Source organism: Candidatus Sulfotelmatobacter sp., from assembly GCA_036500765.1.
Lineage (GTDB): Bacteria > Acidobacteriota > Terriglobia > Terriglobales > Acidobacteriaceae > Sulfotelmatobacter.
The window spans coordinates 508,427-527,323 of the sequence record DASYBM010000004.1; the positions used below are offsets into that span (position 1 = coordinate 508,427).

The window sequence follows — 18,897 nt, forward strand, 5'->3', positions numbered from 1 at the left end:
GGCGGTTGAGATTTACGAACAAACTTTTCAGGCGACGGTGCGGACCTCTTTCACGTTCACCTTCATGCCGGAAACGGTGCGATAGCCTTCGGTGCCTTCCTTCGTCAGGAAGCCCATTTCCGCGAGCTTATCGAGTTCGCGATACACATTCGGCTTCGCGGTCGAGAATCCGCGGCGCTGCATCTCGACGTAGGCAGCGTTTCCGGTTTTCGCGGAATCGAAAAAGTTCTGCGAGATCAGCACGGCGAGGCGTCCTTTGAGCGTGCTGTCGTCGGCCTCAATCACGTACTTGCGCACACTGACATCGATCACCGGAATTCTGCGTTCCAGAGCCATCGCGACTTCGCCGTTGATGTCGGCAGGGGAACGCTTCACGGTGTTGCCGTTGGCGGGCTCATTCGCGCGTGCGGCCGGCGCCGGAGCTTTCCGCTCTTGAGCCATGCTGTTTCGGAGCATCAGCCCTTCTAAGTCGGCGATCCTCGTCTCCAGCTCGCGAATTGTTTTCTGCGCTTCTGAGAGGCTTGCTGCTTCTTGCTCGTAGGCGGCTTTGAAGTCCATATTTTCATCCTCGCTTTTGGCCGGAGATATCCGGATAAAGTTATGCGCGTCAGCTTCGCCCATGGCGATCGAACGGGCATCGTCCGCATACATCCACGCCGGCTGTACATACACTTTTTCAACGTGCTGCCCCCAACATGCAAAGAATTCGCCCAGGCCGAGCCGCGGGATCTCGCCGGCGTCGGGACGCTTGATGCCTTTGGGAATCGACTTCAACGCGCGCTCGATCTCATTGGCTTCGCGCTGCACGCCCAGCAGCCACACCGCGGCGCCGCGCAGAATTTCTTTTTCCACGCCGGCGATGTCCTGGGAATCGATCCAGAGATAATTCTTGAGTCCAGCGCCCTCGCGCGCGATCTTGCGCACTTCGACAATTACCGGAGTATTGCGGCCTTGCGGAGCAAACTTCCAGGCCTCCGGCAGAACCGTAATTACTTCGTCTTCTCGCTGATGCACCCAGCGGACGCTGGAAGAAACGATCAGCATCTGAAGTTCTTCCGGATATTGCCGCAAGTCCATCACATTCAGCCCAGGCTGCAGATCGATGCGATCGGCCTTGGGAAGCCGCGCCAGCAGCGGCAGAATCTTATCCAGGTACTCGCCCAGCATCATGTAGACATCGGCATCCAGACCGCGCTTCGCCTTCTCCATCGCCGTGGCGACGTTGAGCCGGACGTCGGCAAGAGTGTGCGCGCCGCGCGTTGCGCGCACGATCCAGGCACGCTCGAACTTCATTTTCTGGCGCATGATCGCTTCGAGGATGGACTCGACAAACTCCCAGTCAACGCGCTCCTGAAAGTAGGGAGGAATTTTGCGGCCGCTCTCGAAGCTCTTCTCGCCACGCTTGGTGACAAAGGCGATCGCCTTTTTGCCGCTGCGCGCAATCAGCGCTTCGAGCGCCGTCGTTTTCCCGGCTTCTTGCGTTTGCCCGGTCACGCAGAGATGGCGCAGAGGAATCGTCACCGGCTCTCCGCTGCCAACTTTGTAGCCGAGCAAAACGCCATGTTCTTTGGCTGTCATGAGCCTTCCTCCGCATTCCGCTCCCACAGCTCGTTTCCGCGCTCTACGCTTATGCCGGCAAAACGGCAGGCCCGCGCAAAAATGTCTTCGCCACTAAGACCCGACCCAACCGAGGCCTCGCGCGCGTTGATGATGGCGCGGCTCAGGCGTTGCCACGCTTGCGCGTCGGTAGCCTGCATTTGTTCCCGCGCGCGTTCCTGCCGATGCTCTTGTTTCGGGCCGGCGATCTTCACTGCGAAGTCGATATCATCGCCGGAGTAGCGCCCCTTGAATTGCCGGTGCACTTCTCCGATCGCGGCATCGTGCGCCATCCCCGATTTCTTGAGAGCGATATAGGCGCTGAACAGCGCGAAGCGTTCGTCGCGCGTGATGCGGCGCTGAGATTGATCATGGGCGGCATCAGCCTCCGGCGGAGCTGCTGCTGCTGGCGGCTGGGGATCCGACGACGCGGCCTGCGACGGCTTGCGGATCGGGGTAACGTTCGTCTCGTATTGCGCTTCGCAGCGGCAGCGGCGTTTATAAGAGTGCCGGCTCTGCAATTCACAGCCGCACACGTTCGAACCTTGGTGACTATGCCCACATGCCGGACACAATCCATCATCCCGCCGCGGCCGGACGAGCCGGTCGGTGTTGAGCTTGTGAGTCGACGGCCGGCGAATCGTGTTGTGACGTCGATCCAACTGAAATAAGGCAACGCTGCGGCATTGCTCGCAATAAGGGTCAGGCCCGTCCACGTGGACCTCGCAGGTGCCGAAAAGCCGCTCCAGTTGCCGCATATGAGACCGCATGGTGCGCTCGCAGACTCCGGCGCGCTTAGCGTATGCCTTCATGGTTTTGAAGCAGCGAATCTCGGTGCCGGTTGGACTGGTCGATGCTTCCCAGACGCAAAAGGCGCTCAGCCGAAGGCGTGGTTTACAGGGCAGTGACAGCAAAAGCGCGCGAATCTTTTGCTCCGTGAAAACGTCGCGGTTTCCACTTTGCGAACTGGCCGATTTGGGATATGCTGTCGCTGTCGAGACCATGGCGGTTGAGACACTGCATCAAAGCGGCGCGGAGTGCTGATCCGCGCCGTTCGCTTTTCAGGCGGTTCGTCGCCCCCTCAGCTCTCCCAAACTGACCGATCGAACCGGCTTTTTCGGCGAAGAAACTCCGCCGAAGAAATCTTCGTATTCGCTGCCCAGAAGCGCTTTCCGGCGCGCTACGATGCGCGTCCAGACCTGATCGGGGTGAACGCCCAGCACGCGGTAGGTCGCGTCTACATGCGGCTGAGAATTGCCGCGTGAGGCTTCCAGCGTAGTGATCCAGGCGATGCGGATATCGTCACGCAGCCATGGATCGATTTCTTTTTTCTCGGCGTGTTCCAGGTACAGCAGAATTCTCTGAGTGTGTTCTTTCTCGGTTAAGTGCTGAGCCTCCACGGGCGCGCTCCTTGGGGGAAGCGCGGCAACCGTTGTACGCCCCAGGACTTCGAGTTGGAAAGAAAGCTGAGCGACCGGCGCCGGCAGCGGCGAGAGGGCAAAGACAAACAGCCAGATGGCGACGCGGACGAAGAGCGGACCGGGCAGCAGCAGGCGGCGGTTCATGCGGCCACCTGGTCGGAATTGCTGGGAACGGAGACTGAGGGTTTGCGGTCCGGAACAGGCTTAACAGAATACTTCTTATCGGACGTTAGATCCCCGGACGCAACTTTGTACTGCGTGCGGACCATTCTGGGATCATTTCTGCGATTCGGTGACAGTGTACTTCAGCAGACAGAAGAGGGCGCGTGCGCCATCCTTCCAGGTGATCTTTTTCCCTTCTTCGTAGGTGCGCCCCCAATAGCTGATGCCGACTTCGTAGACACGGAGGCGGCGTTTCGCGATTTTTACGGTGATTTCTGGTTCGAAGCCGAAGCGATCTTCTTCGAGGGGAATCGATTGCAGAATTTCGCGGCGGAAGATTTTGTAGCAGGTCTCCATATCGGTGAGGTTCATGTTGGTGAGGGCGTTGGAGATGAGCGTGAGGATCTTATTGGCGACGGAGTGCCAGAAGTAGAGAACGCGGTGCGGCCCCGAGCCGAGGAAGCGGGAGCCGTAGACGACGTCGGCTTTGCCCTCGAGCAGCGGGTGAAGGAGCGCGGGATAGTCGGAGGGATCGTACTCGAGGTCGGCATCCTGAATGATGATGAAGTCTCCGGTGGCTTGCTGAATGCCGCGGCGGAGGGCTGCGCCCTTGCCTGTGTTCTTGGGCTGAAGAAGCACCTGAAGTTGGGGATAAGTTGATTGCAGAGTGGAAAGAACTTCGCGGGAGCTGTCGGTCGAGCCGTCGTCGACGCAGATGAGTTCGATCTCCATGCTTGTCTGAAGCGGTACGGCAATGACTCGGGCAATGACTTCCCGGAGAGTTGCCTCCTCGTTGTAGACGGGCATCACCACAGAGAGTTTCATGGGATAGAGGAACAGTAAAGGGGACGGGAGTTGGGGTCAAGGGAGGGACGGCGGAGAGGCGTATCGTTTCGGAAAGAAAAAACAGGTACCCCGACTGCGCACGCCGTCGCGCTCCGCTTGCCGGCGGGCATCGCTCGGAATGACAAATCAGCGGTTGAGCGCCCCCACTTCTCGCGCAAAGAGCGCGCGAGAGAAGTGGGGCACCCGGAAGGAATTAGTGGACTGTTTGAGTGACCGAGGCGGAAGATTTCCCGATGTTTGAGTCTCCGTTGTAGGCGGCGGTGACGACGGTTGAGCCTGAGGACAGCGATGAAGTTGTGAGAGTGGCTTTCTCATTGCTGAGATTAACGGTCCCCAGAATCGTCTTCCCTGCTGAGAAAGTTACCGGCCCCGTGGGCTTGGCCGTGAGGGATGTAATGGTTGCGGTGAAGGTGACGGCTTGGCCGACGTTAGATGGATTCGGCGACGACGTCAGCATAGCGCTGCTGGTTGCCTGCTGGACAACCTGATTCACAATCGCGGATGTACTACCGAGGTTGTTGGCGTCGCCTTTGTATATGGCGGTAAGGGGATAGGTGTCGGCGTTGAGATTGGTTTTGGTGAGAGTGGCTACGCCGCTGCTGTTCAGGGTAGCGCTGCCAATGTTGTAACCGGACCAAGTGAAGATGACGGTGCCAGTGGGAGGAAGCGACCCTGTGGTGGTGACGACCGCGGTGAAGGTGACGCTTTGACCGTAGGTGGACGGGTTGAGGCTGGAGGTGAGAGTGGTTGAGGTGGCGGACTTGGTGGTGGAATTCACGACCTGGCGGAGTGCGGGCGAGGTGCTGCCGGCGAAGGTGGAATCTCCTGGGTAGGTGGCTGTGACGAAGTAGATTCCGGCGGCAAGCGATGAGGTTGCGAAGTTGGCCACTCCGCCGGCAAGTGAGCCGACGCCGAGGATGGCGGATCCGTTGTAGAAAGTGATGGACTCGCCGTTGGGCGGAGGTCCGGTGCTTGAGCTTACCGTGGCGGTGAAGGTTACGGTTTGGCCGGCCAGCGACGGGTTCGGAGACGAGGAAAGGGTGGTTGTGGTGGACGTGATGATGGTCTGGATCAGAGCGCTGGAGGCGCTGCCGGTATTGTTGGTGTCGCCCGTATATTTTGCGGTGATGGTGTAGGCGCCCGCGGTCGCGAACGATGTCGTAAGCGTGGCGCGATTGTTGCTGAGCGAGCCGGCGCCGAGGGATTGCGATCCGTTGTAGAAGGTGACTGAACCGGTGGCGAAGCCTCCGTATTGACTGGTGACGGTTGCGGTGAAGGTGATGGATTGGCCGTTTGCGGCGGGATTGAGCGATGAAGCCAATGTGGTGGAGGTGGCCGCTCGGGCGACCGTTTGAGCGACGGGAGACGAGGTGCTGGGTGCAAAAGTCGAGGAGCCCTGATATGCCGCGGTGATGGAGTGGGAGCCTGCGGGCAGCGATGAAACCGCGATTGAGGCTTTGCCGTTGGCGAGGGTGCCGCTACCGATGTTGGCTGTGCCGTTGTAGAAGATGACAGTTCCGGTGGGTGTGCCTGAAGTTGAGGTGACCGTCGCGGTGAAGATGACGGACTGACCGTAGGTGGATGGGTTAAGCGATGAGGCCACTGTGGAAGCGGTCGAGAACCGTGAGGCGTTGGTGTTATTGATCAGCACACCCAATGTGCCGCTGCTGACTGTCAGCAAGTCCGGCATGCCGTCCCCGTTCAAGTCGGCGATGGCAAATGCGGGTCCTACACCGACAAATCCGCCATCACCGGGGTTGAAACTCTCTTCTTGCTGAAGGGTTCCATCGCCATTGCCGAGCAGCACTTCCAGCGGTTCCCAGGTCAGCACAACTACGTCCGGGATATTGTCGCCATTCAGGTCTGCGACCAGAGCAGAGTTGCTGTGGTTGACGCCACCCGCTCCATAGCTTGTCACCGCTTGGAAGGTTCCGTCTCCCTTGCCCAGCAAGACGCCTATCGTCCCACTGAAGTCGGTCAGCACCAAGTCGGCAACGCCATCCTCGTTCAAATCTGCGACCAATATCGAATTGGCCCAATCCCCGCCCGAATCATAAGTCACAACTGGCTGAAAAGTTCCGTCGCCATTCCCCAAGAGCACTCCGGCCGAACCCTCACCGTTGCCATTGTCGCCGCCTTCATTTGCAACCAACAGATCAGGTTTGCCATCCCCGTTTACGTCTGCGACGGCGATCCTCGTAAAAAAGAACTCCTGGGCTCCGGAGCTGTAGTCAACGGCGGCCTGAAAAGTCCCATCGCCCTTGCCCAAGAGGACGCCAATCGTCCCGTTTCCAGTTGTTCCCGTTTCCGGTGCACAGTTGGTCGCGCCGATGCTACCGCAATTGGTTACTGCCAGGTCAGGAATGCCATCGCCATTAAAATCAGCCAGCGCCAGACCGGAAGCAAGGTAACCGCCGGATGAGTAGGAGACCGCCGGTTGGAACGTGCCGTTGCCATTGCCTAAAAGCACGCTAACCGATCCATTCATGCACGCACTGTCGGCGCACTGGTTCGTCAAAACCAAGTCCGGCTTGCCGTCGAGATTCACGTCCGCTACGAGGATTTGCGAAGGTTCGGCGTAACCGTAGCCGCCGGATGAGTAAGTGACCGCAGGTTGAAATGTTCCGTCGCCGTTGGCCAGAAGTACTGCAACCGTAATCGCCTCCTCGTCGCCGACGACGATCAAATCCGGCTTATGATCCCCATTCACATCTGCGATGGTTATCGATGAAGCCCCGCCGCCTACGCTGTAAACGACAACGTTCCGGAGCGTACCATCTCCATTACCGAGCAACACACCTACGGTGCCGTCGAACTGGTTTGTGACAACCACGTCCAGCGTGCCATCGCCGGTCAAGTCCGCCACGGCTACCGACGACGCCCCGGAGCCGCCGGTGCTGTACGATGCCGGCGCCAGGAAGCTGACGGTTCGAGGAAGGGTTGAACCGGAGTTCGGTTTCTGTTTTCGGAAGCCAGATGCGGTCACGGTTTTTGAATTTAAAGTCGCTGGAGCCGCGACGAGTTGACGCCCTGCGAGTGAGCGCGTTGCCGATGCTCGGGCTGCATCGCTTTGCTGGGCTTGCGGTGTGGGAGCCAGAATCATGATCGATGCGTGGAGTATGGTGACAATGGTGAAAATGCGGGCAGGAGCGAAAGCGTTGCAGGTCATGGCAGACCCTCCTCGGACAATTCGGACGGGGCCCGGGTCGTTCTTCCGATAAGGCGTTCGTATATTCAGGGCCAAGGGCGGCCCTGCGAACTAAAGCTGCGGACTGAAAACTTGCACGGGGAGGGTCACGAAATGGCAGGCAGAGCTTAGCATGAAAAGCTGGCCAGAGCTATACGCGCATTTGTGGCGCTTATCCGGACTCTCCTTCGAAGGCCGGACTGGGTAATCCAAGAGACGGCTAACTCTTGAGTTATCGACCCGCTGGATGCTGACAACCCCGGGAGTGCGGGTAAGTTGCGGGAAAATTATTAAGGGCTCGTGAATCGTTGAGAAAGCGAGGGCAAGGGTAGAGGCAAAGGCAAAGCAAAAAACGACGGACAGGAGTGTCCGTCGTACATTTACTTGGCTATGCCAGGACGATTTTGGGGTGGAATAACGTGCCGGCGATGCGGGTGGCGATGGCGATGATGGTGCGCTGGCCGGTAAAGACCTTAACCTGAGGAGCACGTGAGAAGTCGGGGAGGTTGACGGTGCGTCCGCTGCGGATGAAGGCGGCGGCCGAGTCGTCGGCGGTGACGGAGGGAAAGTTGGGCAGGAGTTTGCGGGGGTGGATGAAGAAAGACTCCAGCTCTGGCGAGGTTGGGTTCGAGGAGAGCAGATTTGAAGAGATCACGTTTGAGGCGGCCTCAACCGGAGGTCGTTCGACTGCGCTTTGCTCTCCCTGTGGGGGAGCAGAGCTTCGGCCGGGATGACACTGATTTGAGAGTTGGGCGAGTTCTTCGAGGGTGTGGGCATCTTCGAGGGTGAACTCGGCGACGGCGGTGCGGCGGAGGGATTCGAGGTGGGCGCCGCAGGCCAATTCCCTGCCCATGTCGTGAGCGACGGAGCGCATGTAGGTGCCGGAGGCTACTCGGGCGCGGAAATGGACGCGATCGGAGTCGACGGCGAGGATCGCGAATTCTTTGATTTCGACTTGCACCGGTTGCAGGACGACTTCTTTTTGCCGGCGTGCCAGTTTGTAGGCAGGAACGCCTTTTATTTTCTTGGCGGAAAATGGGGGTGGAATTTGTTCGATCACACCGCGGAAGCGGCCGGCGAGTGACTCAATCTGGCCCGCGTCGAGGTGAATTTCTTGCGGAGTCGTGGTGGGTTCGCCCGCGGCGTCGTAGGTGTCGGTGGCGAATCCGAAGCGGATGACGCCTTCGTAGGTTTTTTCGGACGCAGTGTAGAACTGCGCGATGCGGGTGAGATTGCCGGTAACCAGTGGAAGCACGCCGGTGGCCAGGGGATCGAGGGTGCCGAGATGGCCGATGGAGCGTTCGTGCAAAATGCGGCGAGCCCGGTTGACCACGTCGTGCGAGGTGAGTCCGGCGGGCTTGTCGATGATGAGGACGGCATTCATCAGGAAATTTGGTAATTTAGTGATTGAGTAATTTGGTAATTGAACATCCCGAAGCCTTTTCGCGAATGGCGGCGGAGACCTGTCAGGTTTTTCAATTTCCCAATTACAAATTACCAAATTACTAAATTCCCGATATGTTTCCTATCAAAGACGATCAGCCGAGCTACAGCACACCGTTTGTGAACTACTTTTTGATCGCGCTGAATATTCTGGTTTATCTGTTTCAATCCCTGCTGGACCCGCAGAGTTACGAACTGTTTGCGCGGCAGTTTGGGGTGGTGCCCAACCATCTGGCGCTGGCGCTGGCGGGGTCGCCGAAATATTCCGTGGGCGCGGTGGCCCTTACTTTTCTGACGTCGATGTTTGTGCATGCGGGCTGGATGCACGTACTGGGCAATATGTGGTTTCTGTTTATTTTTGGCGACAACGTTGAAGATTATCTGGGGCACTTTTCGTACCTGCTGTTTTACTTGTTGTGCGGATTGATTGCGATGAGCGCGCAGGTGGCGATTTATCCCCACTCGACCCTGCCGACGGTGGGGGCCAGCGGGGCGATTGCGGGGATTCTGGGAGCTTACTTTCTGGTCTATCCACGGGCCCGGGTGCTGACGTGGTTCTTTGTGTTCGTCATGTATCTGCCGGCCTGGGTGGTGTTGGGCGAGTGGTTTGTGTTGCAGTTTCTTTCCGGGGCGGAGACCCTGTCCATGGCGCATCGGGGAGATATGGGAGGCGTTGCGGTGTGGGCGCACGTTGGAGGATTTGTGGCCGGGATGGTGATGGTTAAGTTGTTTCCGGAGCGGGCGCGACGAACGCCGTATGCGTATCGGTAGCTCTTTGCCTGCACCAAGAATCCCCTTCAAACTTGGGCCTCAGGCAGAGTAGAGATCCTTCGACTGTGTTGAGGCTCCGCTTTTAGCGGAGCCTCAATCCTCGCTCAGGATGACAATCCTCTTTTTCCTGCTTCAACTTCTTACTTCTTGGGTGCTTACTTCTTCGGTCGCGACTCGGGCGGGACCAGGCCTGCCAGGCGGTAGTAGACGGCGAGTTGGCCGTAGTGCTCGCCACAGTGTTCGACGAAGCCGTAAGCCCAATCGATCACGCGGACTTGCTGATGGGCAAACGGATCGACCACAAGGTCGGACAAGCCTTTGTCGCCTTTGGCCTTGATGGCGGCGGCGCCGTCGGCGAAAGACTTTTTTACGAAGGCGACGATGTCGGCTTTGGTCTTGTATCGGTCACGGCTGGGATTTTCATCGACTTTCTCGTTGTTGCCCATCGTCGGATTCGTGAAGTAGTAGTTGGCGCCGGCCATGTGCAGCAGTTGCTGGGCAAAGCTGCGCTGCGCGGGCGTGGGCTTGAAGTCATACTTGTCTTCGGGAAAATCTTCGGCCATCGCGATGAGCTTGCGTCCGATGTCGTTCCAGGAATCGAGGACGACTTTGGACGGAGGATCGGGCGGTTTGACGGCTGTGTCTTTCTTCATGGCGTCTTGCGCATGCGCCGGGAAAGACAGGATCGCGGCGAACAGGGCTACAGCTAGAAACGGTTTCATCATTGAGATTTCCTCCAGGGGAAATGAGCGGGGTAATTGTAGCTGGAGTTGGGGTGGGAGGAAAGGCGAGCCAAGAGCAGTTGTAAAAAGCGAGGGAGGCATGCGCCTTTGCGGCCGAGGGCGAGGACGCGCTCGGGACAGCCGGCGGGACGCCGGCGCTACTTTTGAGTGCGTTGTTGATCACCTATAAGGTTCCGCCTGTGGGACGGATTTCCAGATTTTCCATCGTTGCATTTTCGGGTAGCAGGATGGCTTGGACTACCGCTTGCGCGACGGTTTCGGGATCGAGCATTTTCTTGCGGGGGGCTTGGGGCCAGAGAGTCGTCCAGATGTCGGTGTTGGTGGCGCCGGGAAGAAGGGCGATGACGCGGATGCCGCGCGGACGAAGTTCTTCGCGCAGAGTGTTGGTAAGGCCGAGGGCGGCATGCTTCGAGGCGTTATAGGCGGCGGAGCCTGGGAAAACGCGAGTGGCAGCGATAGAGAGATTGTTCACGACTGCGGATCCGCATTTCATCATCGCGAGCGCGGCCTGCGTGACCAGGAATGTGCCGTCGAGATTGGTGGCGAGGACATCTTTCCAGACGGGATATGGGAGTTTCTCGACTGGAAGATTGGGGTGCGCGATGCCGGCGTTGTTGATGAGAATATCAAGGCGCTGGAATTGGCGGCGTGCGGCGCGGAAGAGTGCCTCGACGGAGTGCGGGTCGCGGACATCGCACGCCTGAGTGCGGACTTTTATTTTCTTGCGCGCCACTTCTCTGTTGATTTTGGCGAGAGCGGCTTCATCGCGGGCGGCAAGCATCAGATTGCAGCCTTCGGCAGCGAGGGCGCGAGCGATGGCAAGTCCGATGCCGCGAGTCGCGCCGGTGATGAGGGCGACCTGGCCCCGAAGGGGCTTAGGTGGAGTGCGCTTCGTCGGAATTGTGAGCCTCCGTGGGTCGACACATCTTAACGCAGGGCCCAACATTGTCCCGACTCGGTGAGCTCAAAATCCCCATCCTCTCGCAGAGAACGCGAGAAGGATGGGGCAACCGCAGCTCAGTCAGGCAATTTCGTATTCGGTTTGTACCAGCCCGCTGGGATAGGACTGGGTGCGGATGTGGCGGAGCCTCACGTCATGCAGCAGGGTACCGAAGAGAGGGATGCCTTGGCCGATGAGAACTGGGACGCGGGTGATGATCAAGCGGTGGATGAAACCGGCGCGGAGGAATTGTTGAATGGTAACGCCTCCGTCGATGTAGACATGATGGATGCCGCTAGCGGCGAGTTTAGCTACGATCTCGGAGGGAGGCCCGGACATTTGCTCGACAACCGGTTCGACTACGCCTCCGCGCACTCCGGAAAAATTGATGGGGTTCGAGCTGAGGACTACGACGCGTTTATTACCGTAGGGCCATTCGGGAAAGGCGAGAACGGTCTCGAAGGTTCTGCGGCCGACGACGATGGCGTCGAGGCTGGCGAAGAACTCGGTATAGCCGTGCGGTTCGCCGCCGCCGGGCGGCAGAAAGTCAAGTGCGTCGTTGGGACGGGCGATGAAGCCGTCGACGCTGGTGCCGATGAAGACAGAGCAAAGCATAGGGGAATCCTTCTCCAAGTGACCCCAGGGGCTAAAGCCCGCATCATTCTATCTATTTTCTTTACGCGGCCCTAAAGGGCCGCTCTTCCACTGCTCTCGTGACGCGTCGATGGAGCTTGACCCTTCCACCGACACCATTACATGCCGTTGGGGCGCTGGCGGATCAGGGAGAGGAATTCGGAGCGGGTTTCTTCTTCATTGCGGAAACAGCCCAGCATCGAAGACGTGACGGCGGCGGAGTGCTGTTTTTCGACGCCGCGCATCATCATGCAGAGGTGGCGGGCTTCGATGACGACACCGACGCCTTGCGGTTCGATGACTTTCTGAATGGTTTCGGCGATCTGGGTAGTGAGGCGCTCCTGAATTTGCAGGCGACGCGAGAACAGTTCGATGAGGCGCGGAATTTTGCTGAGCCCGATGACGCGTCCGTTGGGAATGTAGGCGACGTGAACTTTGCCGAAAAAGGGCAGCAGGTGGTGTTCGCACAGGCTGAACATCTCGATGTCTTTGACGATGACCATTTCGTCGTAGCTCACGGTGAAGAGCGCGCCTTTGAGCAAGGTGTCGGGATCTTGTTGGTAGCCCTTGGTCAGGAACTTCATGGCTTTGTGAACGCGTTCGGGTGTGGCGTTGAGGCCTTCGCGATCGGGATCTTCGCCGAGACGGACGAGCATTTCGTGGACGAGATCTTCGAAGGTGGCGCTGGTGAGGGTGGGAGGTTCGATTGTGGGTTGAGTCGTGGCTGGCTTCATAGTTTAAGTGTGCTCAGCTTTCCGGAATTGCATAGGTCCCTTCGACTTCGCTCAGGGCAGGCTCTTCGGCGCAAAGGACGCGCCTCAGGATGACACGGCTAATGCCGCAATTTATTTTCTCCGCAGTATTCGAAGCTGTTCATCATAGTCTCTTCCAGTTTCACTCTTTCCAGATGCGCGTTGTGGAAGCCGCGCTGCAATATTTCGAAGATTTCGATGGAGAGATTTTCCGTGGTGGGCACGAGTTGGGCGAATTCTGTCTGCATGTTCAAATTCTCGAGATCATAGCGGGAGATCACTTCCCTTTCGACGAATCCGTCGAGATCGACGAGATTGCAAACCATGCCGGTGGAGCGGTCGACGGGACCGCTGACGGTGACTTCAAGTGTGTAATTGTGACCGTGTCCGTGAGGGTTGTTGCACTTGCCGTAAGTGGCGAGGTTTTCGGCGAGCGACATGGCCGCGCTGTCGAGGCGGTGGGAGGCGGAGAAGCGGTAGCGGCGGGTGAGGTGGGCTTTCATTTCGATCGTTAGTCGTTAGTCGTTAGTCGTTGGCCGTTTGCTTTCCAGTTCATCTTGTCCCTCTTCGTTTTTTCTAGCTGGCTTCTCCATAGAAATCTACGAACAGGTCTGGGGTTTCGTAGACGCGGACGCGGTGTAGTTGCGCTTGCTGGAGCTTCGGTTCCAGGCGCTGCCAGATGGCGATGGCTAGATTTTCGGTGGTCGGAATCTGCGTGAAGAATTCGGGGACTTCTTTGTTGAGGAAGCGGTGGTCCATGGCGTCGAGAACTTCGCGGTGCATGATTTCTTTGAGCTGTTTGAGATCGACGACGAAGCCGGAGCGGGGATCGACTTCGCCTTTCACCGTAACTTCCAGCGTGTAATTGTGGCCGTGACCGTAAGGGTTGTTGCATTTGCCGAAGAGTCGGAGGTTTTCTTCCGGAGTGAAGTCGGGATTGTGGTAGTAGTGCGAGGCGGAGAATTCGGCTTTGCGGGTTAGGAAGACCATAGAAAACCAGAAAGGCGATTGTCGATTGATGATTTTTGATTGTCGATTGAAAACAAAAAGCACGAAGTCTTGGAGTTTCAATCAACAATCAAAATTTGACGATTCCACAGTGGAGCTGCGCCTTCGCAAGTCCAGTGTACGAAAAACGGCAAAAAACAGTTACCCCTCACTATTGATTGGGAGCCAATTCGATTGGGGGTTCGAGCGAATAGGGGCGAATGGATTGCCACTTGGGCGAAGCGGTGGTTTCCTCCTCGGGACAGAAAGTTTTGTTAGGTTCGAAGACGACGATTTTATAGAGATAACGCTTGTGCTCTTTGGGATAGTAGGCGAAGACGAAGGCGATTCCCTTTTTCTTGTCGATCCAGAAGACGAGCGGGCGGTCGCCCAAGGCCGGGACGGGGGGTGTCAAGAGTGTGTAGGCGGTCAGGTTCTTGTAGGCTTCGGCGACTTTCTCGGCATGGTCGAAGGTGGTGATACCTTCGGCGGTGTGAAAGCGCGTGGTGGCGGATTCGATTTGAAAAACTTTGCCTTTCTTGTTGAGGCGGATGAATAGGTCGCCGCGGCCGGTGCGGTTGGTGGAGTCGACCCAGTCGAGCGTGCCGCCGCAACTGCCGGTCCACTCCTGGTCTTCGTCTTTCTTGGGGAAAAGTTCGAGGGCGCGTTCGCGGGAGTCGCCGAGTCTCAGGGGGCCGATGCTTAGGCCGGGCTCGATAGTGGTTTCGGTGAAGCCGGGCCCGGAGTTCTGCCTGGCGGCGGCTTCTGGTTTCGAGGCAAAGGGCGCGCGAGAAACGGGGCACCCGGCCTGGCTGGATGATGTGAGCAGGAAAATCACGGGAAGAACGATTAGGGCAAGTTTCATGAGAGCTGCTTTCATGACAGTCGTCCTGCGGCGATGGCCTGATCGGGGAGTTCGGCGGTGGAACGATCTTTAGCAGAATCAGAATCGATATCAATCCGATCCTTTCCTGGAGGGTCAGGCGGCCCGTAGATTCTTCCCTTCCAGGAAACTTTTCCAGTGGCATGCGCGATTTTCGAACGAAGCAGAAGGTAGGCGAACATGGGCATGCCGAAAATTGCGCCTAGAACTTCCATGTCCCAGGTGAAGCTAGCGCGGCGGAGCCTCAGAGTCAGCATAAGAATTGCGGCGACGATGGCCTCGTCCCACCAAGAAGGCCATGAATGATTCGCGACGCCGACATGAAGCATGAGGAGCGCCCACGGGATTGCCCATAAAACTAGCGTCCTCACAGCGAGCCGCCCGGGATTGGGAAAAAGGAGCGCGAGGTTCTTGGTCCAGCCTTCGCGGAGTTGTGCGAAATTGCGATACATGCGGGTGCGGACTTTGTCGGCGGCGTAGCGGAAAAGAATTTTGCGGCCTGAGTTTTTTACGGCGTGAGCCAGAGCGACGTCTTCGAGGATGTCTTTTGCAACGGCGGCATGGCCTCCTACGGCGTCATAGGTTTCGCGGCGGACGAGGATGTATTGGCCGTTGGCGGCGGCGATGGGTGAGTTTGGATCGCTTACTTTTTTCGGCGGATATCGGCGGGCGAGTTCGGCGAAGACTACCGGAAGAGTCGCCATCTCCCAGAAAGTGACGGCGATTTGTTCCGGCGAATAGGAGAGCAGTTCGGCATCGTTCTCTTGCGCTTCTTTTAGCGCGGCGGCGATCGAGCCGGGGAGATGCACGGTATCGGCGTCGGTGAACAGGAGCCACCGGCCGCGCGCGTGGCGGGCGCCGGTGTTGACGGCGTTGTTTTTGCCGGTCCAGCCGTCGGGGAGTGGGGCGGCTTCGACGACTTGGACTCCTGCGAATGATTGCGCGATTTCGCGGGTGCGGTCGGTGGAGTGGTCATCGACCACAATGATTTCAAAAGACACGCCGGACTGTGTGGTGAGCGATTGCAGGCAGTCGGCGAGCGAGGCTTCCTCGTTGCGCGCGGGCACGATGACGGATACCAGCGGTTGTTCTGGAGCGATTTCCGTTCCGGCCATAGATTGAATCGAAAATCTGTTTTCTAAGCACACAAGTCGAAACCGAGTCGGCGGAACGTGGGGGCTAAAGCCCAATCGTGTGTTGCGATTGACGCGGCGCTAAAGCGCCGCTCTTCCACGCCTCCAAGAACCGCTCTTCCAAGAACCGCTCTTCCCAAGAACCACGAATCCATTATTATAGCTGTGTGCGACGCCCTGCTCATTTCCAAACTGCTTTAGCGGCATGCCTTTTGTTCACGCTTTCGGCGTGTTACAGCGGATCGCGGCCGCCCCGGATTGGGTCGAACGCGCCGGAGTTAACGGTTCAGGATGCGACGAATAAAGTCACGTTGAGCCAGTTTCGCGGACAGGTGGTAGTGCTGAATTTCTGGGCGACGTGGTGTCCACCGTGCATCGAGGAACTGCCGTCGCTGATGGAGATGCAGCGGCGCATGAAGGCGAAAGGCGTGACTGTACTCGCGGTCAGTGTGGATGTGGATGAGGGCAAGTATCGACAGTTTGTTAAAGATCACAACGTGAATCTGCTGACTGTGCGGGATCCGAGTGGGAAGAGTAATCAGCTGTTTGGCACGAGATTATTTCCGGAGACGTACATCATCGACCGCAACGGCGTAATGCGACGTAAGTTTATTGGGGCGGTGGATTGGACGGAGCCGGAGATTACGGATTTTCTGGGCAAGTTGTAGCGGCTGGAGTTCCAGCGCCTTAAGGCGCTGATTGGTTGTGCACGGTTTTTCACCGCGGCTAGAAGCCGCGCCCTATGATGAAGCAGGATTTGAAAGAGTCAACATCAACATCAAAGGCGACGGACAGGAGTGTCCGTCCTACACGCTACAGTTTTGCATTTCGCAGGCGGAGGGCGTTGGCGATTACGCTGACGGAGCTGAAGCTCATGGCAGCGGCGGCGAAGATGGGGCTGAGCAGGATGCCGAAGAATGGGTAGAGGACGCCCGCCGCAAGCGGCACTCCGAGGGCGTTATAGATAAAGGCGAAGAAAAGATTCTGGCGAATGTTGCGCATCGTCGCCTGGCTGAGTTTGCGGGCGCGGAGGATTCCGGTGAGGTCGCCTTTGACGAGCGTGATGCCGCCGCTTTCCATGGCCACGTCGGTGCCGGTGCCCATGGCGACGCCCACGTTGGCTTGAACGAGAGCGGGAGCGTCGTTGATGCCGTCTCCAGCCATGGCGACGACTCTTCCCTGCTGCTGAAGTTTGCGGATGATCTCTAGTTTTCGTTCCGGTAGGACTTCGGCTTCGAATTCATCGATGCCGAGCCGTGAGGCAATCGTTTCGGCAACGGATTTGTTGTCGCCGGTGAGCATCACGATGCGAAGGCCCGCGGCTTTGAGATCGTGCAGCGCGGAAGGCGTAGAACCCTTCAGCTGATCAGCTACTCCGAAGTTACCGACGTATTTGCCGTCAATGGCGATGAAGAGAACCGTGCTGCCAGGCCCGGCGCCCACAATCAGAACGCCTTTTTGCTGTGCTCCGACTTCGGTCATCAGGGCCATCGTGCCGATGGCGACGCGGCGGCCGTCGACGATGCCAGTGATTCCCTTCCCCGTTATCGAGCGAAACTCCTGCGGCTGCGAAAGTTGCATTCCGCGCTCAGCTGCAGCCGCCACGATGGCGCTGCCCAGCGGATGTTCACTGGCTTGTTCGAGGCTGGCGGCGAGGCGAAGAATCTCCGGATCATTCACCACAGAATCGGGCATGCTTATGACGCGCGGCTTGCCTTCGGTGAGCGTGCCGGTTTTATCGACGACGAGCGTGTCAACTTTCTCTAACGTTTCCAAGGCTTCGGCGTTTTTGATCAGGACACCGGCGTGGGCGCCGCGTCCGGTGCCGACCATGATGGCCATAGGCGTGGCGAGGCCGAGGGCGCAGGGGCAGGCGATGATCAGGACTGCGACCGCGTTTACGAGCGCATGCGCGAGCCGTGGTTGCGGGCCGAAGAAGAACCACACGAGGAATGTGACGGCGGCGACGGCGACCACAGTCGGCACGAACCAGACGGCAACGCGATCAGCTAATTGCTGGATGGGAGCGCGGCTGCGCTGGGCCTGGCCTACAAGTTGCACGATGCGCGCGAGCAAGGTTTCAGAGCCGACTCGTTCGGCTTGCATGACGAACGATCCGGCTGAGTTGATCGTCGCCCCGATGGCTTTGCTGCCCGGCTCTTTCTCGACGGGGATGGATTCGCCCGTGATCATGGATTCGTCGACGGAGCTGCGGCCTTCGAGGACGGTGCCGTCGACGGGAATTTTCTCTCCTGGGCGGACGCGGAGGCGGTCGCCGGGCCGGACTGTTTCTAAAGAAACATCTTTTTCAGCGCCGTCGGGACCGACCAAACGCGCTGTTTTTGGGCTGAGGTCGAGCAGGGCGCGGATGGCGGCGCTGGTGCGGCTGCGGGCGCGAAGTTCCATGACCTGGCCGAGCAGAACAAGCGTGGTGATGGCGGCGGCGGCTTCGAAATAGACGTCGGGGTATCCGCCCATGCCGCGGAGTGACGCGGGAAAAATCTGCGGCGCGAGGATCGCTACTACGCTGTACACATAGGCGACTCCGCTGCCCAGGCCGATCAGGGTAAACATGTTCGGGCTGCGGTTCACAAGCGAAGTCCAGAAGCGCTGGAAGAATGGCAGGCCGCACCAGAGGACGACCGGAGTGGCAAGGACCAATTCAAGCCAGGGCAGACTCAGCCAAGGCTGGCCTAGCTTGGCGTTCACGATCGAGATGAAGTTGAGGTCGTTGAGAAGCTGAGGCCAAAGCATGCTTCCCATCGCGATCGCGAGTAGCGGTGTCGTGAGCACGACGCCGATCCAGAAACGCCGCGTCATGTCGACGAGTTCGGGATTTTCTTCTGGCGCCGCTGTGATGGTGCGAGGCTCGAGAGCCATGCCGCAGATGGGGCAGGAACCGGGGCCGGGGCGCACGATTTCAGGGTGCATGGGGCAGGTGTATTCGGTGCGCGTGGAGGCGACAGGGACGTCGGGCTCCAGGGCCATGCCGCAAGAGGGGCAGGCTCCGGGCTTCGGCTCACGGACCTCGGGGCACATGGGGCAGACGTAGGCGGGCGGGCTTCCGTCCGAAGATCGGACGTCAGACCTCGGACCTCGGACCTCGGACGTTGGCGCGATTTTCGCGGCATGCGAATGGGCGGGCTTCGCCGGCATGCCGAGCATCACCAAGTTGGACGCGGGATTGTTCAGGTATGCGGCGGGATTGGTCTTGAATTTTTCCGCGCAGCTGGCGCAGCAAAAGTAATATTTTTCCCCGGCGTGTTCGTGGAAGTGCTTGGCCGTGGCGGGATTCACGCTCATTCCGCAGACGGGGTCTCGTTCGAGAGCCGGGGATGGGTTCGTGGAGGTCAAGCGTTCAAGGTACAGCGCGAAATCAGTGCCGTCCCATACGGGACTC

The 18,897-nt window shown here is 58.5% G+C and carries 17 protein-coding genes; 2 read left to right on the top strand and 15 right to left on the bottom strand.

All coding sequences use genetic code 11. The features are described 5' to 3' along the window. Positions 1-27: 27 nt before the first annotated feature. The 6 genes from VGM18_05070 to truB form a co-directional block, all read right to left on the bottom strand. Positions 28-1,578 carry a hypothetical protein gene (locus tag VGM18_05070; protein HEY3972354.1) on the bottom strand — a complete coding sequence of 517 codons (1,551 nt, stop codon included), beginning with the start codon at positions 1,576-1,578 and terminating at the stop codon, positions 28-30. Then, positions 1,575-2,408, bottom strand: a complete 834-nt coding sequence (locus VGM18_05075) for a hypothetical protein (protein ID HEY3972355.1) — start codon at positions 2,406-2,408, stop codon at positions 1,575-1,577. The genes VGM18_05070 and VGM18_05075 overlap by 4 nt, the downstream gene beginning before the upstream one ends. 249 nt (positions 2,409-2,657) lie before the next feature. Then, positions 2,658-3,161 carry a hypothetical protein gene (locus VGM18_05080; protein ID HEY3972356.1) on the bottom strand — a complete coding sequence of 168 codons (504 nt, stop codon included), beginning with the start codon at positions 3,159-3,161 and terminating at the stop codon, positions 2,658-2,660. A 132-nt stretch (positions 3,162-3,293) separates the two neighbouring features. Then, on the bottom strand, positions 3,294-4,004 hold the full coding sequence (locus VGM18_05085; GenBank protein ID HEY3972357.1) for a glycosyltransferase family 2 protein: 711 nt from the start codon (positions 4,002-4,004) through the stop codon (positions 3,294-3,296). Positions 4,005-4,218: 214 nt separating this feature from the next. Continuing rightward, complete coding sequence (locus VGM18_05090) at positions 4,219-7,194, bottom strand: Ig-like domain repeat protein (protein ID HEY3972358.1); 2,976 nt, start codon at positions 7,192-7,194, stop codon at positions 4,219-4,221. A 406-nt stretch (positions 7,195-7,600) separates the two neighbouring features. After that, a complete protein-coding gene (gene truB / locus VGM18_05095; protein HEY3972359.1) occupies positions 7,601-8,596 on the bottom strand; it encodes a tRNA pseudouridine(55) synthase TruB in 996 nt (331 codons plus the stop codon). A gap of 134 nt (positions 8,597-8,730) precedes the next feature. Between truB and VGM18_05100 the strand changes: the two genes are divergently transcribed. Beyond that, the gene (locus tag VGM18_05100; GenBank protein ID HEY3972360.1) at positions 8,731-9,426 is read left to right on the top strand and encodes a rhomboid family intramembrane serine protease; all 696 of its coding nucleotides are present in this window, start codon (positions 8,731-8,733) and stop codon (positions 9,424-9,426) included. A 155-nt stretch (positions 9,427-9,581) separates the two neighbouring features. On the opposite strand, the gene VGM18_05105 is transcribed toward VGM18_05100, so the two are convergent. The 8 genes from VGM18_05105 to VGM18_05140 all read right to left on the bottom strand — a co-directional run bounded on the left by VGM18_05105 (position 9,582) and on the right by VGM18_05140 (position 15,479). After that, entirely contained in the window at positions 9,582-10,151 is a 570-nt protein-coding gene (locus tag VGM18_05105; GenBank protein HEY3972361.1) for a DinB family protein, read from the bottom strand. A 181-nt stretch (positions 10,152-10,332) separates the two neighbouring features. After that, positions 10,333-11,115 (bottom strand): SDR family oxidoreductase, encoded by a 783-nt coding sequence (locus tag VGM18_05110; GenBank protein HEY3972362.1) that lies wholly within the window; start codon positions 11,113-11,115, stop codon positions 10,333-10,335. A 75-nt stretch (positions 11,116-11,190) separates the two neighbouring features. Beyond that, the gene (locus tag VGM18_05115) at positions 11,191-11,724 is read right to left on the bottom strand and encodes a dihydrofolate reductase family protein (GenBank protein ID HEY3972363.1); all 534 of its coding nucleotides are present in this window, start codon (positions 11,722-11,724) and stop codon (positions 11,191-11,193) included. Between the two features lie 137 nt (positions 11,725-11,861). Then, complete coding sequence (gene folE / locus VGM18_05120) at positions 11,862-12,476, bottom strand: GTP cyclohydrolase I FolE (protein HEY3972364.1); 615 nt, start codon at positions 12,474-12,476, stop codon at positions 11,862-11,864. A 98-nt stretch (positions 12,477-12,574) separates the two neighbouring features. Then, a complete protein-coding gene (locus VGM18_05125) occupies positions 12,575-12,997 on the bottom strand; it encodes a 6-carboxytetrahydropterin synthase (GenBank protein HEY3972365.1) in 423 nt (140 codons plus the stop codon). A gap of 73 nt (positions 12,998-13,070) precedes the next feature. After that, positions 13,071-13,484 (bottom strand): 6-carboxytetrahydropterin synthase, encoded by a 414-nt coding sequence (locus tag VGM18_05130; GenBank protein HEY3972366.1) that lies wholly within the window; start codon positions 13,482-13,484, stop codon positions 13,071-13,073. A 169-nt stretch (positions 13,485-13,653) separates the two neighbouring features. Then, positions 13,654-14,361 carry a hypothetical protein gene (locus VGM18_05135; protein HEY3972367.1) on the bottom strand — a complete coding sequence of 236 codons (708 nt, stop codon included), beginning with the start codon at positions 14,359-14,361 and terminating at the stop codon, positions 13,654-13,656. Further along, a complete protein-coding gene (locus VGM18_05140) occupies positions 14,358-15,479 on the bottom strand; it encodes a glycosyltransferase family 2 protein (protein HEY3972368.1) in 1,122 nt (373 codons plus the stop codon). Before VGM18_05140 ends, VGM18_05135 begins: the two co-directional genes overlap by 4 nt. A 185-nt stretch (positions 15,480-15,664) precedes the next feature. On the opposite strand from VGM18_05140, the gene VGM18_05145 reads away from it, so the two are divergent. Next, on the top strand, positions 15,665-16,165 hold the full coding sequence (locus VGM18_05145) for a TlpA disulfide reductase family protein (protein HEY3972369.1): 501 nt from the start codon (positions 15,665-15,667) through the stop codon (positions 16,163-16,165). A 145-nt stretch (positions 16,166-16,310) separates the two neighbouring features. Here VGM18_05145 and VGM18_05150 read toward each other — a convergent pair whose 3' ends face one another. Continuing rightward, positions 16,311-18,851, bottom strand: a complete 2,541-nt coding sequence (locus VGM18_05150) for a heavy metal translocating P-type ATPase (protein HEY3972370.1) — start codon at positions 18,849-18,851, stop codon at positions 16,311-16,313. Between the last annotated feature and the right edge of the window lie 46 nt (positions 18,852-18,897).